The sequence below is a fragment of the Citrobacter sp. KTE30 genome, assembly GCF_000398825.1.
Classification (GTDB): domain Bacteria; phylum Pseudomonadota; class Gammaproteobacteria; order Enterobacterales; family Enterobacteriaceae; genus Citrobacter; species Citrobacter freundii.
In genome coordinates this window covers 1,782,519-1,799,498 of sequence record NZ_KB976055.1, presented here as the reverse complement: position 1 = coordinate 1,799,498, position 16,980 = coordinate 1,782,519, and the positions used below count along the sequence as shown (strand labels likewise).

General features: G+C 45.0%; 18 protein-coding genes and 6 pseudogenes. 10 read left to right on the top strand and 14 right to left on the bottom strand.

Annotation, left to right across the window (positions count from 1 at the left end; translation table 11 throughout):
* Positions 1 to 71: 71 nt before the first annotated feature.
* Positions 72 to 1,595: an EAL domain-containing protein gene (locus WC1_RS14455; RefSeq protein ID WP_016150091.1), complete on the bottom strand. Its 1,524-nt coding sequence runs from the start codon at positions 1,593 to 1,595 to the stop codon at positions 72 to 74.
* Positions 1,596 to 1,834: 239 nt separating this feature from the next.
* On the opposite strand from WC1_RS14455, the gene WC1_RS14460 reads away from it, so the two are divergent.
* The gene (locus tag WC1_RS14460) at positions 1,835 to 2,107 is read left to right on the top strand and encodes a hypothetical protein (RefSeq protein WP_003030757.1); all 273 of its coding nucleotides are present in this window, start codon (positions 1,835 to 1,837) and stop codon (positions 2,105 to 2,107) included.
* Between the two features lie 104 nt (positions 2,108 to 2,211).
* Positions 2,212 to 2,312 (top strand): annotated as a pseudogene (locus WC1_RS25115) (cytochrome b); the annotation flags it as partial.
* A 60-nt stretch (positions 2,313 to 2,372) separates the two neighbouring features.
* Here the strand turns inward: WC1_RS25115 and WC1_RS14465 are convergent.
* The 6 genes and pseudogenes from WC1_RS14465 to WC1_RS14485 form a co-directional block, all read right to left on the bottom strand.
* Positions 2,373 to 2,627: a hypothetical protein gene (locus WC1_RS14465; RefSeq protein WP_003846687.1), complete on the bottom strand. Its 255-nt coding sequence runs from the start codon at positions 2,625 to 2,627 to the stop codon at positions 2,373 to 2,375.
* A 10-nt stretch (positions 2,628 to 2,637) separates the two neighbouring features.
* Positions 2,638 to 3,111: an Ail/Lom family outer membrane beta-barrel protein gene (locus tag WC1_RS14470; RefSeq protein WP_224773599.1), complete on the bottom strand. Its 474-nt coding sequence runs from the start codon at positions 3,109 to 3,111 to the stop codon at positions 2,638 to 2,640.
* 530 nt (positions 3,112 to 3,641) lie between these two features.
* Positions 3,642 to 3,806: pseudogene (locus tag WC1_RS23570) on the bottom strand (isocitrate/isopropylmalate family dehydrogenase); the annotation flags it as partial.
* 291 nt (positions 3,807 to 4,097) lie between these two features.
* A complete protein-coding gene (gene arsC / locus WC1_RS14475) occupies positions 4,098 to 4,523 on the bottom strand; it encodes a glutaredoxin-dependent arsenate reductase (protein WP_003030760.1) in 426 nt (141 codons plus the stop codon).
* Between the two features lie 12 nt (positions 4,524 to 4,535).
* Complete coding sequence (locus WC1_RS14480; protein WP_016150088.1) at positions 4,536 to 5,825, bottom strand: arsenic transporter; 1,290 nt, start codon at positions 5,823 to 5,825, stop codon at positions 4,536 to 4,538.
* A gap of 44 nt (positions 5,826 to 5,869) precedes the next feature.
* The gene (locus WC1_RS14485; RefSeq protein ID WP_003030762.1) at positions 5,870 to 6,190 is read right to left on the bottom strand and encodes a transcriptional regulator; all 321 of its coding nucleotides are present in this window, start codon (positions 6,188 to 6,190) and stop codon (positions 5,870 to 5,872) included.
* Between the two features lie 85 nt (positions 6,191 to 6,275).
* On the opposite strand from WC1_RS14485, the gene arsH reads away from it, so the two are divergent.
* On the top strand, positions 6,276 to 6,974 hold the full coding sequence (gene arsH, locus WC1_RS14490) for an arsenical resistance protein ArsH (RefSeq protein ID WP_016150087.1): 699 nt from the start codon (positions 6,276 to 6,278) through the stop codon (positions 6,972 to 6,974).
* Positions 6,975 to 7,086: 112 nt separating this feature from the next.
* Here the strand turns inward: arsH and WC1_RS23565 are convergent.
* Positions 7,087 to 7,292: pseudogene (locus WC1_RS23565) on the bottom strand (S24 family peptidase); the annotation flags it as partial.
* 69 nt (positions 7,293 to 7,361) lie between these two features.
* Between WC1_RS23565 and WC1_RS14495 the strand changes: the two are divergent.
* Positions 7,362 to 7,604 carry a DinI family protein gene (locus WC1_RS14495; protein WP_003840850.1) on the top strand — a complete coding sequence of 81 codons (243 nt, stop codon included), beginning with the start codon at positions 7,362 to 7,364 and terminating at the stop codon, positions 7,602 to 7,604.
* A gap of 174 nt (positions 7,605 to 7,778) precedes the next feature.
* Positions 7,779 to 8,288, top strand: coding sequence for a DedA family protein (locus tag WC1_RS14500; protein ID WP_003030767.1), 510 nt, complete (start codon positions 7,779 to 7,781; stop codon positions 8,286 to 8,288).
* Positions 8,289 to 8,423: 135 nt separating this feature from the next.
* Here WC1_RS14500 and WC1_RS23560 read toward each other — a convergent pair.
* A pseudogene (locus WC1_RS23560) lies at positions 8,424 to 8,591 on the bottom strand (NADP-dependent isocitrate dehydrogenase); the annotation flags it as partial.
* Positions 8,592 to 9,301: 710 nt separating this feature from the next.
* Here WC1_RS23560 and WC1_RS14510 point away from each other — a divergent pair.
* Positions 9,302 to 9,973 carry an SOS response-associated peptidase gene (locus WC1_RS14510; RefSeq protein WP_016150083.1) on the top strand — a complete coding sequence of 224 codons (672 nt, stop codon included), beginning with the start codon at positions 9,302 to 9,304 and terminating at the stop codon, positions 9,971 to 9,973.
* Positions 9,974 to 10,057: 84 nt separating this feature from the next.
* Here WC1_RS14510 and WC1_RS0122745 read toward each other — a convergent pair whose 3' ends face one another.
* From WC1_RS0122745 to WC1_RS14520, 3 genes are all read right to left on the bottom strand, one after another.
* Positions 10,058 to 11,080 (bottom strand): hypothetical protein, encoded by a 1,023-nt coding sequence (locus WC1_RS0122745; RefSeq protein ID WP_231385708.1) that lies wholly within the window; start codon positions 11,078 to 11,080, stop codon positions 10,058 to 10,060.
* Positions 11,081 to 11,577: 497 nt separating this feature from the next.
* Positions 11,578 to 12,048, bottom strand: coding sequence for a hypothetical protein (locus tag WC1_RS14515; RefSeq protein ID WP_016150080.1), 471 nt, complete (start codon positions 12,046 to 12,048; stop codon positions 11,578 to 11,580).
* A gap of 103 nt (positions 12,049 to 12,151) precedes the next feature.
* Complete coding sequence (locus tag WC1_RS14520; RefSeq protein ID WP_016150079.1) at positions 12,152 to 12,754, bottom strand: site-specific integrase; 603 nt, start codon at positions 12,752 to 12,754, stop codon at positions 12,152 to 12,154.
* A gap of 275 nt (positions 12,755 to 13,029) precedes the next feature.
* On the opposite strand from WC1_RS14520, the gene WC1_RS14525 reads away from it, so the two are divergent.
* Together WC1_RS14525 and WC1_RS14530 are read left to right on the top strand one after the other, a co-directional pair.
* Positions 13,030 to 14,433: a hypothetical protein gene (locus tag WC1_RS14525; RefSeq protein ID WP_016150078.1), complete on the top strand. Its 1,404-nt coding sequence runs from the start codon at positions 13,030 to 13,032 to the stop codon at positions 14,431 to 14,433.
* Complete coding sequence (locus tag WC1_RS14530) at positions 14,433 to 14,765, top strand: hypothetical protein (protein WP_016150077.1); 333 nt, start codon at positions 14,433 to 14,435, stop codon at positions 14,763 to 14,765. The genes WC1_RS14525 and WC1_RS14530 overlap by 1 nt, the downstream gene beginning before the upstream one ends.
* Positions 14,766 to 15,181: 416 nt before the next feature.
* Here the strand turns inward: WC1_RS14530 and WC1_RS14535 are convergent, their stop codons facing one another.
* Together WC1_RS14535 and WC1_RS14540 are read right to left on the bottom strand one after the other, a co-directional pair.
* A complete protein-coding gene (locus tag WC1_RS14535) occupies positions 15,182 to 15,583 on the bottom strand; it encodes a hypothetical protein (protein WP_016150076.1) in 402 nt (133 codons plus the stop codon).
* 329 nt (positions 15,584 to 15,912) lie between these two features.
* Positions 15,913 to 16,418: pseudogene (locus WC1_RS14540) on the bottom strand (S24 family peptidase).
* A 30-nt stretch (positions 16,419 to 16,448) separates the two neighbouring features.
* On the opposite strand from WC1_RS14540, the pseudogene WC1_RS24650 reads away from it, so the two are divergent.
* Positions 16,449 to 16,526, top strand: a pseudogene (locus WC1_RS24650) (DinI family protein); the annotation flags it as partial.
* Between the two features lie 95 nt (positions 16,527 to 16,621).
* Positions 16,622 to 16,864 (top strand): DinI family protein, encoded by a 243-nt coding sequence (locus WC1_RS14550; RefSeq protein WP_003840850.1) that lies wholly within the window; start codon positions 16,622 to 16,624, stop codon positions 16,862 to 16,864.
* Positions 16,865 to 16,980: the final 116 nt, after the last annotated feature.

Genomic DNA, 16,980 nt, shown 5'->3' with positions numbered 1-16,980 from the left:
AGATAATCATCGGATTTTTACTCCCGAAGCAGATTTCATGCCCCCTTTTCATCAATAAGGTTATCCTGTATTTATTCGACATAAACCTTCACTTTAGGCTTTGCCAGCAGAAGCATGACGAACTCAGTGAAGGTTACTGGTTTATAGAAATAGTACCCTTGTAGGAAAACAATGTTGTTTTTGTTGAGATAATCGAGCTGAGCCTTCGTTTCAACTCCTTCTGCAACGATGCTTAAAGACAGTTTGCGCGCCAGATCGAGAACACAATCCAAAATTCGGGTTGAATCGGGAAGCTCATTAACCCTTCCCACAAAGCTCTGATCGATTTTAATGTAATCAATGTGCAGGTCATGCAAATAAGAAAGCCCAGAATAGCCCGTACCAAAATCATCAAGCGCAATCACAAAGCCATTTTCATGCAGGATATTGAGCCTCTGCACAAGTTCTTCATCTATATGTAATGGCTCACGCTCAGTAACTTCAATCACCAGGTTGAGATCATGGCGGCTGAAGCTATCTTTGAATTTCAGACACTCTTCAACAAATGTAGGGGTAGTGATATGGGATGCGCTGAAGTTAATACCGACATGGAATCCAGATGGCAGTTTGCTGGCAATGGCGTTCATATTCGCCGCAACCTGCCTCATCAGACTTTGAGTTAGTGGCACTATCAGGCCTGATTTTTCGGCGACGGGAATGAAGGAGGCAGGAGAGATATATCCGGCTGTTGGATGTTTCCATCGGGCCAGCACTTCAACACCGCGTAACGTCCCCTCACGACCATTTACGATAGGTTGATAAAAAGGCACGATCTCTCCTTTTACTATCGCTCTGCGCAACGTTTCTTCTGGGGTATCGTTCTTATTTAGATATTTATCAATGGCATAAGCGGCTGCGAAAGATATTAACAGGATAAAAACCAGAATCCCTGAACCTTGTGTAACCAGCCTTTTTGCACTAAACAATGGCGGTTCATTATAAATAATGCTGAACGGATACTTTGCGGAATTCACCTGACCAGACATCTGTGAGCTTGCTGTAACGGTTTTCACATCACCCAATAAACCAAGCACTTCGTCACCTACGAGTAGTGAATATGTCACCCCCTTTAACGGAACATTTAATGCTCCACGGATATGCACCCCGCTAATAGTGACAATGATGTGGTTGGTTTGAAAACGAGTTTGATACAGCAGAACGGGTATCTCATTTTCCGTATTTCTTGCGGGAGTAAGCAGCAGATTTGTATCAGTAATCACCGGAATTTGCTTAAGCAAGATCCGATTACCTGGCAGTGACGTACACCAAAGCTTCCCCTGTCGGATAATGATCAGCGTTCGCAAATGAGGGCGAAGTGCAGCTTCAGTTCCAAGTTGGTATTGACCCTCCAGATCGCATTTTTTTTCGGCGATGTGCATAGCGGTTCGAGTTGCCTGGAAAGCTTCATCCAGTATGTTATCCATATTTTTCGCGGCATATCTGGCTCCTCCAAGGATTTCTGTCGAAGAGGAATACCACAGCTGCATATTAAGAATAAAAACACCTATCAAAAAAAGACACACCGCTGCGGTTACCGGTAAAAGTACTTTGCGCATTCTCATGTCCCGTGGTGAAAACTGATCAGTCGTTGCGATGAGCATTGACGTGTTCTAATTTATCTCTACAGAGCATGGTAGATAGAATCAAAAGTCGCCATGCGCCCAGTCACACTTCCAAAGCTACAACATAAGAAATTGATTTTTATAAAAAATAATCCCTGGAAAGATCATAACGATAATGACATCCCTCCTTCCAATTTTGCTATCATATGAATGTACTAATAAGAGGTAAGCAAATGAAAATCTTTATCACTGACAATGAAGGGAATCTCATTCCTGTTGACGGAAAAAGCGTCGTGATCGAATTGAATAGCGGCGGAACTATTGAGATCGCCGAGGAGTACAGTCGGGACGATGTTCCTGAAGGTATTAATCTGTGGGGAGGACGAGAACCTTCCCCTTCACTCTCATTCGAGGAAATTAAAGCTCGAACAGAAGGCCTTGGTGTTTACCCCATTGCAGCCAATGCCCTGCACGTATTCCCGTACAAACTTTCATCAAAAGAATGATTGCATACAGCAGGCGAAGCGTTTTTCTCAAACCAAATTAAGGCCATTGTTATCATAAATACCTCTGGCCTTGGGGGGAGTCAACTCGCCAACATCTGTTACTTCTGATTGCAGTCCATGCTGGCGCTGCATTATTTCATCACTATATACAGAAAAAAATACGCTTTTGAGAGTGATTCCTGAGCATAAGCATTTGAATAATTAATAAATGATTATAATGTTAAGAACATAAACACTCAAGACAGTATGTACGTGGTCTAAAATATTAATCGTCATCATAATGCTTATGCTTCTTGCGATCACTCATAGACTCTTTAAAAGCATCTGCTTGTGTATTAGCAGCCTGCAGTCGACTCATGTTAGCACTGTAATTATTCCAATATTCTTTTTCTTCGTGATAACAAACATCACGGCTAATTCCCTTCGCTTCGCACTTAGCTAAGCGTTGTTCTTCTGATACGCAACCAGACATCAAAGAAACAGTAGAAAATGCAACCAGTATTATCATTAATTTATTCATATAAATAACCTTAGAATTTCCAGCCGGCGCCGACTACAATACTATTAGCTTGCGCGCCAAAGACCTTAGAACCTTCATAGCCTGCATCAACAGTGAAAGCTGCAATGGGGGTAAACTGAATACCAGCACCATAGGCAAAACCTGTAGAAGTATCAGTTTCACCATTCGCTTTGATCGCACCTCTCCCAATACCCACCATTACATAAGGTTTTATCACATCATTTACTTTATAACTTGCACCGACTAATGCAGAACCATAACCACGATCTATATCATTATCGTCATTTGCTGAAATAGTTAAGGATGTTATAACGCCTAAATCACTTTCATCTGGGGTATAACCATATTTAGCGTTAAGACCGTTAAGGTTCTGTCCATCTGTCCGGGTATGTACATAACCGCCGGTGACTACGCTTTCTCCTGCATAAACTGTCATAGCAAAACATAATGTAACAGCCACTAAACCCGTTTTTAAACTTAGCATTTTAATAACCATTTTCATCATCAACTAATAGTAAGCAACACACATAATAAGGAGTCATGCTTTGAATTTTATGTCTCAAGCATGTCGCCAAGATAAAAACAGAAAGGTAATAAAAAATCAATCGGGAAAAATATTCTTTTTTGGACATTATTAGCATTCAGAATAATAAATTATCATAGCATGCTGATAAAAATGGATTTAAAATTAGAGTAAAACAACATTAAAATGCCACCACCTTTAATATACTCTCAATATTTTCTTGTTTTTAAAACGACTGTTTTTCATATAATAATTAACAATATACAAACACCACTCAATTATATTTAGTTCTCATACCCGGATGAATTTAAATAAATATTAAAAGATATGAATATCTTTTATCAATAAATAGAATTGTAATGACAAAGATAAAAATTTAATCTTTAGTGCTATTAAAATGAGTTTAATAGTCTGAGTGCCCGGAAAGCACTTTGCAGGTAAAAAAAACGGGAACCAATCGGCTCCCATTCTTATACAACCCAGAATCTGGATTACATGTTTTCGATGATCGCGTCACCAAAATCTAAATATTTCAGCAACTTAGCGCCGTCCATCAGACGTTCGAAATCATAGGTTACGGTCCTGGCGTTGATCGCACCTTTCATACCTTTAACAATTAAGTCAGTCGCTTCGGTCCACCCCATGTGGCGCAACATTTCATTGCTAAAATCATAGCAACCATTTGATAAAGTCGAAATTATCATCCTCTCTACTTTCAAATCAGCCAGTAGCTACCATTTTAAACTCATTGATTATCTAAACTTTGGTTTTAGTTTTGGGGAAGAGTTTTCGCCAAGAATCCAAGTTTTTCACGCCAGCGCATTCAACACACTACCACTAATGGCAAGCCTCGATGGTAAAGCTGTTGCTGCCGCAGAGGTCCGATTTGAGCGAAAACCGGACGCCCGCATAGCGTGAACAGACATCCGGTATTTTGAAGTGGCAGATTACTTAATCTGCTTACCCGTTTCGTCAATGACCTTCTCGCCATCCTCTTTGGTAAACGCTCCTTTCTGACCTTCCGGTAGAATATCCAACACTATTTCTGAAGGGCGGCAAAGACGAGTGCCAAGCGGCGTAACGACTACCGGCCGATTAATCAGGATCGGATGTTGAAGCATGAAATCAATTAACTGCTCATCACTAAATTTCTCTTCATCAAGACCCAGGTGTTCATAAGGCTCAACATTCTTACGCAGTAATGCACGCACCGTAATTCCCATATCTGAAATAAGTTGAATCAGCTCATCACGGGTCGGTGGCGTATCGAGATAATAAATTATCGTTGGTTCGTTGCCGCTGTTACGGATCATCTCCAGCGTGTTGCGAGAAGTGCCGCAGGCAGGGTTGTGATAGATGGTAATGTTGCTCATATCTGTATCTCATTACAAAGTGATGGAGAGCCGCAACGCCAGCGCGGCCAGAGTGACAAACAGCACGGGCAGAATCATGATAATACCCGTACGGAAGTAATATCCCCAGGTAATCGTTATATTTTTCTGGGCAAGCACATGCAGCCAAAGCAGGGTTGCCAGACTGCCAATCGGGGTGATTTTCGGACCTAAATCGCAGCCAATCACGTTGGCATAAATCATTGCCTCTTTGACGATGCCAGTTGCCGTGCTCCCGTCAATCGCCAGTGCACCAATCAGCACCGTCGGCATATTGTTCATCACCGACGACAGGAACGCGGTCAGGAAGCCGGTGCCGAACGTTGCTGCCCATAACCCCTTTTCTGCCAGTAAGTTCAGCACGTCAGACAGATACTCCGTAAGCCCTGCATTGCGCAGGCCGTAGACCACCAGGTACATACCCAACGAAAAAATAACGATCTGCCATGGCGCACCGCGGAGGACTTTTCCGGTGTTGATGGCATGACCTCTTTTCGCCACTATAAACAGTATTGCTGCGCCAGTAGCCGCTATCGCACTGACCGGGATCCCCAGTGGCTCCAGAACAAAGAAACCGACAAGCAGCAATAACAGGACAATCCAGCCCGCCCTGAACGTTGCCGGATCCTTTATCACACTGGCAGGCGTCTTCAGCAGCGAAACGTCATACGTCGCCGGAATGTCCCTGCGAAAGAAGAGATGCAGCATGACCAGAGTGGCCGCAATCGCTGCCACATCTACGGGGATCATAACGGAGGCATACTGCGTAAAGCCCAGACCGAAAAAGTCCGCCGAGACGATATTCACCAGGTTAGAAACAATTAGCGGCAGGCTGGCCGTATCTGCAATAAATCCTGCGGCCATGACAAACGCCAATGTCGTGCCCTGGCTGAATCCCAGTGCGAGCAGCATCGCAATTACAATCGGCGTCAGGATCAGCGCAGCGCCGTCATTGGCAAACAACGCAGCAACAGCGGCACCAAGCAAGACTATCCAGGTAAACAAAAGGCGACCACGTCCGTTACCCCAGCTGGAGACGTGCAGTGCGGCCCATTCAAAGAAGCCGGACTCATCAAGCAACAGGCTGATGATAATGACCGCAATAAATGCCGCTGTCGCGTTCCAGACGATATTCCAGACAACGGGAATATCTGCGATATGGATGACTCCGGTTCCCAGCGCCAGCGCAGCTCCAATACTCGCGCTCCAGCCAATGCTCAGGCCTCTGGGTTGCCAGATAACCAGTACCAGCGTCAGTAAAAATATACTCCCTGCCAAAAACATTTCAGACTCCATTATATATGATTATGTAAATATGTTTTCCTGCCTCAGCAGGAGGTACAGGCCGACTTTGCCAACCATTCCCGCACATCCTCCCGAAGGCACAGCCAGGATGTCGTGATTGTCTCCGCGGCCCACGCCGGAATATGAGGTGACAGACGATAGTGGATCCATTTCCCTTCCCGACGATCAAGAACAAGCTTTGCCTCGCGCAGGACGGCCATATGGCGTGATATTTTGGGCTGTGATTCGGCGGTAGCTGCACAGATATCGCACACGCACAGTTCTCCGGACTCCCGCAGAAGCATGACAATGGCGAGACGAGTTTCATCTGACAAGATTTTGAAAAGCTGAACAGGTTGTAGCATTTTTCTCTCCGTTCCCTTTAGAATACATATATGGTAAATCATATGTATCAACTTTGAAATCATCAGCTCTCTCTGGAGGAGAAAAATGGAACAATTTCCTGCCTTGAATACTAAATGCTTTGATCAACACATCGCTGAACGCCTGAACGTGCAGGAGCCACCACGGATTCTGATCCTGTATGGTTCAGTGAGAGAGCGCTCCTACAGCCGCTTTGCCGCGGAGGAAGCCGGTCGCCTGCTGACGGCGATGGGCGCGGAAGTGAAACTGTTTAACCCCTCCGGTTTACCCCTGCCGGATGATGCGCCGGACACGCATCCCAAAGTCACCGAGCTGCGCGGTCTGGTCAGATGGTGTGATGGGATGGTGTGGAGTTCTCCGGAACGGCACGGTGCTATGAGCGCAGTCATGAAGGCGCAGATTGACTGGATACCCTTAAGTGAAGGAGCGATTCGTCCTTCGCAGGGCAAAACACTTGCGGTAATGCAGGTCTGCGGCGGTTCACAGTCCTTCAATGCCGTGAACCAGATGCGTATACTTGGTCGCTGGATGCGGATGTTTACGATCCCCAACCAGTCCTCTGTAGCCAAGGCATGGCAAGAGTTCGACGAAAACGGACGAATGAAACCTTCTTCATGGTATGACCGCATCGTCGATGTAGCCGAGGAGCTGTTTAAAATCACGCTGCTGCTTAAGGGACAAACCAGTTATCTTGCAGATCGTTACAGCGAGCGAAAAGAGAGCCATCAGGAGCTTTCATCCCGTGTCAATCAGGACAAAATATAACGTATGTTCTTCGTGAATCCATACTGCATGAGCTTACCAATGTCCGCTTTGGCAGATTGATTATGCCGGATGATCTCTAAGTGTGAATGGCACGATTATGCGGGCTACTTACAATTGCACATATCAGCAATGAGCCATCGCAGGCAGTAAGTGACGCATCCACAACAAGCAGCCCCCCTGAAGTATTCCTTCCCTGAAATGTGAACGCGATGCCCGCATGAAATAAGTCGCTGCGGGCTGGCTGATTAGTTGCTGATCGAGGGAGATTCGTGTTTCAACATAATCTGCCGCAAGTGAAGGAAAGCCCATGTTTATGCCCTCTCTTGAATACCGGATAAAAACACAGTATAAATACTGTATATCCATCCAGCAAAGAGACGATAAGCAATGTTCGTGGAACTCGTTTATGACAAAAGGAATTTTGATGGGCTGCCCGGTGCAAAAGATATCATTCTGGGCGAATTGACCAAGAGGGTTCACCGAATTTTCCCCGACGCTGATGTCCGGGTTAAACCGATGATGACATTGCCGGCGATCAACACTGACGCCAGCAAGCACGAGAAGGAACAGATAAGCCGTACTGTCCAGGAAATGTTTGAAGAGGCTGATATGTGGCTGGTTTCAGATTAAGTGCGTTCGATTCATCTTCCTTTACCCTATCCCGCTCAACTGTATTCTGCTGCTATACGCAGACAGCTGTCACAGCCGGGATTAAGTGCAGCAGTCAGTAATTCATCTGTGTTGAGGCCTGATTAAGCCGTATCGCGGTTAAATAGCCAAGGAACCTTAACTGGAGAAGCATTGATGGAGTGGGTAAACGCGTTGATGAGCCATTTCGCGCTTCATCCTTTCAGCCTGTGGGGCCTGCTTTTTGGAATAGCATTCGCAAAATCTACGTTCCTCATTTCAGCTGTATTACCGCCAGCATCTGTTATGTTGGTTGCTGTAATTTCCGTCGGCAAGGCGACTATTGCGCCATGGGAAGCGGGAATTGCTGTAATGATTGGCGCATGGTGCGGGACAATTGTTAATTATCACCTTGGAATGATGATGGGACATCTACCCTGGCTGGCACGCATCATGTCGCGTCATGCCGATACAGTAGTACGGGTTCGACGCCGGTTGCAAAACAGTTCTGTACCGATACTTTTTACTTCGCGCTTTATTGCCGTGCTGCGTTACATTGTGCCATTAGTTGCTGGAATGTTGCATCTTCATCCAGTGAAAGTGTATGCAGTCAGTCTGATCTCTGCGGCGACCTGGTCAGCGCTTTATGTCGGAGGCTTTAGTCTCGTTTTGCCTTTTTTTAGCTAAATCAAACATAAATAGACCACAACAAGCCCTGATCCCCCTAGGTACTGAGCGGATAAAATGACAGGGAAAGAATTTATCAGGCACAAAAAAACGGGAACCAACCGGCTCCCGTTCTCATACAACCCAGAATGTGGATTACATATTTTCGATGATCGCGTCACAAAACTCTGAACATTTCAACAGCTTAGCGCCATCTATCAGACGTTCGAAGTCATAGGTTACGGTTTTCGCGTTGATCGCGCCTTCCATACCTTTAACAATCAGGTCAGCCGCTTCTACCCAACTCATGTGGCGCAGCAGTAGTTAGATGCTTCATATACAACCAAATGATAAATAACAATAATTCTATAATTTTATTGTAAAGCAACTGGCTTTCAGCTTTCCCCTAACTGATTGATTATCAATGTATGTTTTTGGGTTTTGATAACCGTTTTAGAGGGCAAAAACAAGTGCCTGCACCTATCAGCCCTTTCACGATAAAGGGATTTTAAATCATGCGTGTTATTAATAATTATCAATCGGTTACATCATTTTTTCGCCAATAGTTCAGTAACTTGACCTATGAACATTCAAAGGGTTATCACTAAGATTAAACCTCAATGGTGAACACATTTAACCAGATCATGTTTCTACTGCAGTCAAAACCCCGACATCAATTCATGAACGAGGTTTACTCTATCATGTGAATTTAATCCTAAACTTATAGCGAAAAAATGAGCATTATCCTCGTTATGCTCATACCCATTTCGTTCAAGAAACTCGCGATATTGTGTCCTTTTGCTACTTCTTGCCTCAGTCTGACGCGCAACATTCGCATAATAGTTTTGGTCTTTTTTTGGCATTCTATTCCTCCTGTTATCATTCCAAATCTGAAGTATATTCATTTTGTTTGATATGATTTGGTCCCAATAATGCCATTTACTACTTGCATCGTGGTTCAGGTGTAGGGTTCAAAACGTTTCTTGTAGGACGATATCCTATACTTCCAGTCTTACATATGGCTGGAGGTTTCTATGTGTGGACGTTTTTCACAGTCAATGACACGTCAAGACTATCTCGCCCTTCTCGCAGAAGAAGCCGAGCAAGACATTCCATATGACCCGGAACCGATCGGACGTTTCAACGTGGCGCCGGGTACCAAAGTTCTGCTTCTGAGCGAACGTGACGAGAAACTCCATCTTGATCCAGTTATCTGGGGATACGCCCCCGGATGGTGGGATAAACCACCGCTAATTAACGCACGCTCTGAAACTGCGGCCACCAGCAGAATGTTTAAACCACTCTGGCAACATGGTCGCGCAATTTGCTTTGCTGATGGCTGGTACGAATGGAAAAAGGAAGGTGACATACAGCAGCCCTACTTTATTCATCGAGCCGATGGCCAGCCGATTTTCATGGCGGCGATCGGCAGCACACCATTCGAACGTGGAGATGAAGCTGAAGGATTCCTGATAGTAACAGCTGCTGCCGATAAAGGACTGGTAGATATTCACGACAGGCGGCCACTGGTACTCTCACCAGATGCTGCTCGCGAATGGATGAGGCAGAATGTTGGAGGGAAAGAAGCGGAGGAGATTGTAGCTGACGGTTCCGTGTCCGCTGATAAATTTTTATGGCACGCCGTGACGCGTGCCGTCGGGAATGTTAAGAATCAAGGGCCAGAGTTAATCCAAACTATACGTTAATGTACGATGCGACAGGGGAAAACGTCTGCTTTGAGCGAAGAGCGGACATTGCTAACAGCGTTCTGTGCGAATCAAGCCGGTCAGTCAAATAATTTTATCATCTGCCTCATAAGTTTCCTGAAACGTGAGGCTATTTGCGTTAGGAACTGGATCATCTGAGTGTTGAATAATGGTTTGGCTTTTTAAAATGCTTTGCTTGAAAAAGCGTTTGCAAATTATCTCACCGTTAACTGGAAGCCAATGCGTGGCCTCTGGAAATAGCTCAGGACTTATAGGATTTTCCGCGTTTGGGTTATGAAAAATTTCAATTTCTGAAGTCCATGGCTCATAACTATAGGGTTCCCAAAGACGACGATATTGGTCACTGGCTACATCCATACTGAAGGGGGTGCCACGTAAGGCTCCCGCCGAGTCATTAGCGAACTCGCCAATCCTTATGTACCGGTAGCCTTTGATCAATGCGCCGGAAGAAACAGGTACTCTGCTCAGCTTGGATAAAGTCGCAGAATTAGAAAAAATAACCGCTGAGAGAGCAATGTTATCGTGTGAATTAAACAAACCAGCACGGATTTTGGGGTCGCTTTTGAGGCAGTCGACAGTTTCTGCTACAGCCACAACCTTCCCATCTATTTCTTTTTCTCTTCCATAAAATCCATAGAGATAGGTAATTAGAGCCTCACGGCTCCACATCATTGAACCAGGAGCGTGAAAGTCCGCGATGGCAATGGCAAACGGCTTTCCTTCGACATGAGTGAGACTAGTGTAATTCTTGCGCAGTTTATTCCTTAGGGTCCGCGCATAACGTTCAGCCGCAATTCCCGATACCCTGTCTTGTCGGTTTAAAGGAAACGTCAGAGGTTTAGCCTTGGCATGGTCATAACGGTCCGATGGATTAACTGTCACAGCTTCAATCCAGGCTTCTCCACCTGACCTGTTTATTACGTGAAAATCAGGAGAGGGGTACTCCTGAGTGACTAACAACCCCTGTTCACGGAAACTGGCCAAGAGCATGGCTTCCCAAATACGTGTATGAAAATTATCAGTCTGGCACTCTCTTGCCCAGTGAGTATCCGGATTTGGCATTGCAAGATACAATTGATTAAGCATCCATGCGCCAGGCGCTCTACAAGGATGTCCAAGTAGTTTGAATTGTTACTTGGTTCTCTACCTTCAACATCCCAAAGCGGTGCGCGCCTGCGTGTACCCGGAGGCAAAGGGACGCGACTCGCAGATTCATCGCATGCCTTACCTATAATTGTGAAAGCCTCTTCTTCACTATATGAATCTGACTCCCAGCGTAGCACTGCCCATACATCGTCTTCACGACGCCGCATTATAAGAATGCCATGCTTTCCGCTGTGACAATTACGTGTCAGTGCACAGACTGTGACATGATCATGACTACCCCAAGCGCTAACTGGAGGATCATCCCCAAATCCTAGACCTCGGGGAAGCGATAAGGCATATACATCGAATACACAAGACGGAATGGGAGTCATCGAAAAATCCCACTTAATGAGCCTAAAGATAGCGGCAAGCAGGCCATAAAATACCGGTCCATAAGTAGGTACCTTCTCCATTCGTTAGCGATTTTTTTGACTTTGCTAGCAGTCAAACCCAACAATTAACTCCTCAGTAATTTCACTTAAGGAGACCATGCCTTTATATCCAGTTTCAACATATGGGACCACCCTATCACTCCATGCCGCTTCTTCTTTCCATGCAGTCCAGGGGATCAATTTATCGAATTTGCTTTCATGAAGAAATAGTATTGAAATTCTATCATTAGGCACATGTTTTATAAACTGAGTTGGAAAACATTTATAGGCATGTTCTTCCCAATGCTTAGTCCCATAACATCTGTAGTCAAAAAAGGAAACACAGTTGCGCCGTCTGAAAAAACCATTTGATGAGTTTCCAAATTTTGATATCTGCAATAATTCCGAGTTTGGGATCAAAGCGCCGGACTGTTTTATGAGAGACATATTATTTTCAGGCGTAACATGGAACACTCTTCCTGAAAGGGCAGGTAATATATCATTGTGAGATATGATTTTGAGTTGACTGACTTTCATATATCTTGACCATCGAAATATGGATTAGTGCAATACGTTAACATAGCATAATGTCACTAGCGTCTCCTATTGGCACAGGGCTGCTGTTGCAGCCCTGACAACCTTAGACTTCAATCGATTCAGAGATCTCTAACGCATCATCGACTTCAATGCCCAGATAACGGACTGTGCTTTCCAGTTTCTTATGACCCAACAGAAGTTGGATCACCCGGAGATTCTTGGTTTTCTTGTAGATCAGGTAAGGTTTTGTTCTTCTCATGGAATGTGTGCTGTAAAGCGAATCTTCGAGACCAAGCTTTTCTACCCACCCATGAAAGATTCGGTTGTATTGCCGGGTTGAAATGTGCTGGTTAGTTCCGACCCGAGACCGAAACAAGAAGCCTTTACTGTGCAAATTGCTAAATTTTATCAATGCAGCAACAGCTTCTCTTGTCCCTTTAGTTATCTCAAATTGCACAGGGCTACCGGTTTTCTGTTGCAACACCGTTGCTCTGCTTGAAACAGAGCTACCATATGCAACATCAGATACTTTGAGTTTGACCAGATCACAACCTCGAAGCTTACTGTCCAGGGCCATATTGAACAGAGCTAAATCGCGCGTTTTACCTTCCAGTTCAAGTCGAATTCGGATACCCCAGATATGAGATATCTGAAGTGGTCTTTTTTGGCCTATGATACGGTCTTTGTTCCACGGTGACGTGTTCATACTCAAATCTCCTGCAATGTGGGAGATTTGAGTATGGTTGTCCCTTATGAGCGATCTTCGGACATTGCTAGCAGCACTTCATGTTGATCAACAGGGAGCTGGTCAACAAGTTGTTCCGGGCATCATGATCCCATACCCAGTTCACTACACAATGCCCAGCATTTGCATGTTGTAAGTTATTTTGGGGCACATCCTGAGGAATATAAGTTTGCATCCCTGACTCAGCAGGCCGTTTCAGTATCATGAGATCATCGACATCAATAAGGAGATACCGTATGACTGATCACGTTTCTGAAAGTGTTTTATATGACCACTTGGCCCATTTCGGGCAGGAGCCTGAGCTTGCCACAGAAGATGCTCTTCGTGATGAGATAAATCGTGCTATGGCAATCCTGGCTCCGCATTTTAAAACCGGACAGTCTTATAAGGATGTGGATGACCTTAAAAATCACCGCAACTCTGTACGTTCTCTGCTCGGCCCAGAAATCGCAAGGGTACAATATTCAAACCATAAAAATACGCAGAGCGACAGGCGTCTTGTTCTCCTGATGGCACCTCTCAACGTGTTGGCCAAAAAATGGCGTAAGTCATACGTGTTGAAAGATGATCCTGCTTACTACTCATTGGGCTATTACGATTTCCATGACGACAGGAAGCATTACAGCGCGATCGCTTCTGATATGTTTGAAACCTATATTGCGAATCACGGCAATTTTATGCGTCTTGCACAAGAAACGGCGGGTGCTATGGAAAGCATGGTCGTCGAAATACTGCGTATGAAGCCTCGTGTTGATAATGATTATGATGCTCCGGATGCAACTTATCTGACCGGTCTGTCGGACACCTTACAGTTTCTTGATAGGATGATTGATGCAGTGCTGGAAAAATACACGGTGAATACTCACTCCGCTGCGGATGAAGAAAACACGCTGGCTTTCTTTAAGCACGTGTGTAAGAACGCAGGGCTACACGTCCTCATCAATGAAGGTATGTATTTCATCAAAGAGAGTGAAGAGTTCGAAGGTAGCGTCTCAGCATATTTGCATTGGCGTAAAGACCAGGAATCTTTCTCATCGCCAAAAGCAGGTAGTGAAGAAATGATGATCGCAACATGTATTGCTGTCATTCATGCGCTTGAAAGAAGCGCGGGGGGCAACTGGTGTGCTCAATTAGAAAAGAACATGAATCCCAAATACCTTGGGCGTGTCGCCGATTTTGTACGTTATTTACGTTATGCGAAAAATGAAGATAACTCACCTCTGAGCCTTCAGCTACTTCGCCGTGGAGGGACATCTAAGGGGCTGGCCATTTACAGCGCGTTGATGGATATGGGCAACCTTATCTATCGGAAGGATTTTGATGAGCTGGCTTCAAGAGCGATTGCTGTGCTTAATGAGAGAAAACTGCATGGGGAGTTTCGTAAATACGTCGGCAATATTTTTAGTGTGATGAGTTGTTGGGAGGGATTTGAGTCCGACATTAGTGCTCAAATGTCGGACTATTGTGTCAGCAGAAAGCTCTCATGGACTTATCGTACCGGCTTTATTCGGAAGCTGTTGAGACTTGATTACGTCCAGCTGCAGCAATTTCATCAAGACATTGTTCCTGTGATGTATGACGAATGTGCCCGCCTGGAGTCCGCGCTAGACCTTAAATTGATGCATCGAGGAAAAAAATAATGAAATTAACTGGTAGCATGACAGTCCATGTCAGTCACTACAGCACTGATGAACTGATTGAATCGTTCGATGTTGAGGCTCGTGAGTTTGGACTTGAAGAAACCGGCGTGAGAAATTACGACGGAGAAAAAGGGTATCGTGGGTTATACATCTACTTTAACCAGGAGTATGGCTTCGATGTGCTGGTTGAACTCGAGGAGATGAATCATCGGATCACAGAGTTTGATCTCAGTATCCGCAATGATAATGGTGTATGCCGCATCGCGGTCGATACTGATTACCTTACTGCTCATCCTTCTTCATCCGACTATGAAGACGATGAATGGTTTTAATCTGTGTTAATCCCTTCCGGCCTTCACTACATGTATTGAAGGCCGGATAATCGCTTTCGTACCCTCAAAATTCTAAATGCTAGCTCTGCTCATGGGACTCAGATTTATATCGCACTTTCCCCACCGAGCCATCAGCTCAAAATGGTACGGCTATACCTATGTCTAATTTACTTAGCCCACTACAGCAGTAATAGGGGCTTTTTTTAAGCTCTTGATTCACGAGCGATGTCCTGCTGACCTGCTCCCCGGTTATCATAACAGAGTGTTTCTAACTACTTCCGCTAATGGCACGAATCGGACCGCCTGAAGCGCCGCGAGATCCGCTACGAACGACGGTCAAAAGTAATAAATGCGATGGCCGAAAAATAAGCACATCAGTATGTATGTATGTATGTATGTATGTATGTATGCTGAATTTAACCAAAAACATGCATAGCTTCCAATTGCTCTTTTTTCATTTCATTACAAGAGGATAAAAACTTATCTTTAAAATCTGGTGGGGGAGTTCTTAGTTGCTGAACTGCCGCTTTATTTACTTCTAACTCCCGTAATTGTGCAATTGTGCTTCTACGAATCGAGGAGAGAAAAAAATCCCCTGCATTTTCTTTATGACTCTCCAAATAATTAGTCAATATTTTAGACGATGCCTGAATTGCTTTTTCCTCAGAAAAACCCAAAGTAAAGCGAGAGTAGATGACATTGTATTGGTATAGGCATGCTGCTTCAGCCATTTGTTTAGCTTGCTCCCCTGGGGAGGGTTGATTTGCCCACGATTGGGAAGTGATGAGCAGTATAAGCAGTAACAATTGTTTTTTCATGTGTAGAATCCCTACCATTGTGAATGCAATATTTAAACCTATCAAGCCTGGCTTTGACAACAACCGCTAACCTGCTCCTCGTTGACCAACTAAGACTGTTGTTCTCCACGTCCGCTCCTGGCACATAGCTGCCATTGAAATGGTTGCGCACCGTAATGGGGTGTCGGGGGGCGGAGGTTCAAATCCTCTCGTGCGACCAAAAATCCTCTAAAAACCAGCCTGTTACGGCTGGTTTTTTTATGCCTGTTTTCTGAATGGGGAAGCTACGGGGAATAATAGGGGAAAAACCCCGACACAAAACATCAACTCTACCGTAAAGTTTCAACTATTCACATCACCGGGCAGTCATCAAACTCCGCATTCCTGGCATCATTGATGATGTACGTAATCACCCCGAATATAGCGGGTGCAGAACTGTAAGCATCATCATCCACTGGCAGCGCCTCTCTTCTTCCGTTTTCCAGATTTATCAGGTGAGGCTGAGGGTGAGCTCTGTATCGCTTGATCCTGAATTCTCCGTCTATCGCACATATCAGCAGTGAGCCATCACAGGCTGAAAGCGAAGCATCCACAACAAGCAGCGCCCCCTGAATTATCCCTTCCCTGAAATGTGAACGCGAAGCGCGCATAAAGTAAGTCGCTGATGGCTGGCTGATCAGCTGCTGATCAAGCGAAATCCTTTTTTCAACGTAATCACTGGCAGGTGAAGGGAAGCCCATGGCTACAGTCCTCCGTTTGGATTGAACAACTGAAAAGTACGGTTCTCTCCTTCCAGCGTTGATACATCGCGGAATGTTGTCACATACCACTCGATCCATTCGTTGGCCTGCTTCATCGTCCAGTTCCAGTTAACCTTGCTCAGTTCCTGTACAAATCGCTGTGTGGTGACAGTCTTCCGGCCATTCGGTTCTTGCTGTATCGAAGCATACCAGGCTATTTCAATATCGCTACGTCGTGGCATCATTTAACCCCTCTTGAACACCGGATAAAAACACAGCATAAATACTGTATATCCATCCAGCAAAGGAGCAATATTCAATGTTCGTGGAACTCGTTTATGACAAAAGGAATTTTGATGGTCTGCCCGGTGCAAAAGATATCATTCTGGGCGAATTGACCAAGAGGGTTCACCGGATCTTCCCCGATGCTGATGTCCGGGTTAAACCGATGATGACACTGCCGGCGATCAACACTGACGCCAGCAAGCATGAGAAGGAGCAGATAAGCCGTACTGTTCAGGAAATGTTTGAAGAGGCTGATATGTGGCTGGTTTCAGATTAAACGCCTTGAACCGTCATATTGCTTAAGTACAATCCGCCGTGACTGGCAATCATTCAATACTCGCACTATCGAACGTTCGCCAGTCGGCCGCAATCATGCTCTTGCATACGGTGTGG

Bases quoted from the DNA above. Each gene is read 5' to 3' on its own strand.
- WC1_RS14535 (WP_016150076.1), bottom strand. From the start codon at position 15,583: ATGAAAAAACAATTGTTACTGCTTATACTGCTCATCACTTCCCAATCG.
- WC1_RS14455 (WP_016150091.1), bottom strand. From the start codon at position 1,595: ATGCGCAAAGTACTTTTACCGGTAACCGCAGCGGTGTGTCTTTTTTTG.
- WC1_RS14495 (WP_003840850.1), top strand. From the start codon at position 7,362: ATGTTCGTGGAACTCGTTTATGACAAAAGGAATTTTGATGGGCTGCCC.
- arsC (WP_003030760.1), bottom strand. From the start codon at position 4,523: ATGAGCAACATTACCATCTATCACAACCCTGCCTGCGGCACTTCTCGC.
- WC1_RS14515 (WP_016150080.1), bottom strand. From the start codon at position 12,048: ATGAAAGTCAGTCAACTCAAAATCATATCTCACAATGATATATTACCT.
- WC1_RS14550 (WP_003840850.1), top strand. From the start codon at position 16,622: ATGTTCGTGGAACTCGTTTATGACAAAAGGAATTTTGATGGTCTGCCC.
- WC1_RS14500 (WP_003030767.1), top strand. From the start codon at position 7,779: ATGGAGTGGGTAAACGCGTTGATGAGCCATTTCGCGCTTCATCCTTTC.
- WC1_RS14460 (WP_003030757.1), top strand. From the start codon at position 1,835: ATGAAAATCTTTATCACTGACAATGAAGGGAATCTCATTCCTGTTGAC.
- WC1_RS0122745 (WP_231385708.1), bottom strand. From the start codon at position 11,080: ATGCTTAATCAATTGTATCTTGCAATGCCAAATCCGGATACTCACTGG.
- arsH (WP_016150087.1), top strand. From the start codon at position 6,276: ATGGAACAATTTCCTGCCTTGAATACTAAATGCTTTGATCAACACATC.
- WC1_RS14470 (WP_224773599.1), bottom strand. From the start codon at position 3,111: ATGCTAAGTTTAAAAACGGGTTTAGTGGCTGTTACATTATGTTTTGCT.
- WC1_RS14485 (WP_003030762.1), bottom strand. From the start codon at position 6,190: ATGCTACAACCTGTTCAGCTTTTCAAAATCTTGTCAGATGAAACTCGT.
- WC1_RS14480 (WP_016150088.1), bottom strand. From the start codon at position 5,825: ATGTTTTTGGCAGGGAGTATATTTTTACTGACGCTGGTACTGGTTATC.
- WC1_RS14520 (WP_016150079.1), bottom strand. From the start codon at position 12,754: ATGAACACGTCACCGTGGAACAAAGACCGTATCATAGGCCAAAAAAGA.
- WC1_RS14510 (WP_016150083.1), top strand. From the start codon at position 9,302: ATGTGTGGACGTTTTTCACAGTCAATGACACGTCAAGACTATCTCGCC.
- WC1_RS14465 (WP_003846687.1), bottom strand. From the start codon at position 2,627: ATGAATAAATTAATGATAATACTGGTTGCATTTTCTACTGTTTCTTTG.
- WC1_RS14530 (WP_016150077.1), top strand. From the start codon at position 14,433: ATGAAATTAACTGGTAGCATGACAGTCCATGTCAGTCACTACAGCACT.
- WC1_RS14525 (WP_016150078.1), top strand. From the start codon at position 13,030: ATGACTGATCACGTTTCTGAAAGTGTTTTATATGACCACTTGGCCCAT.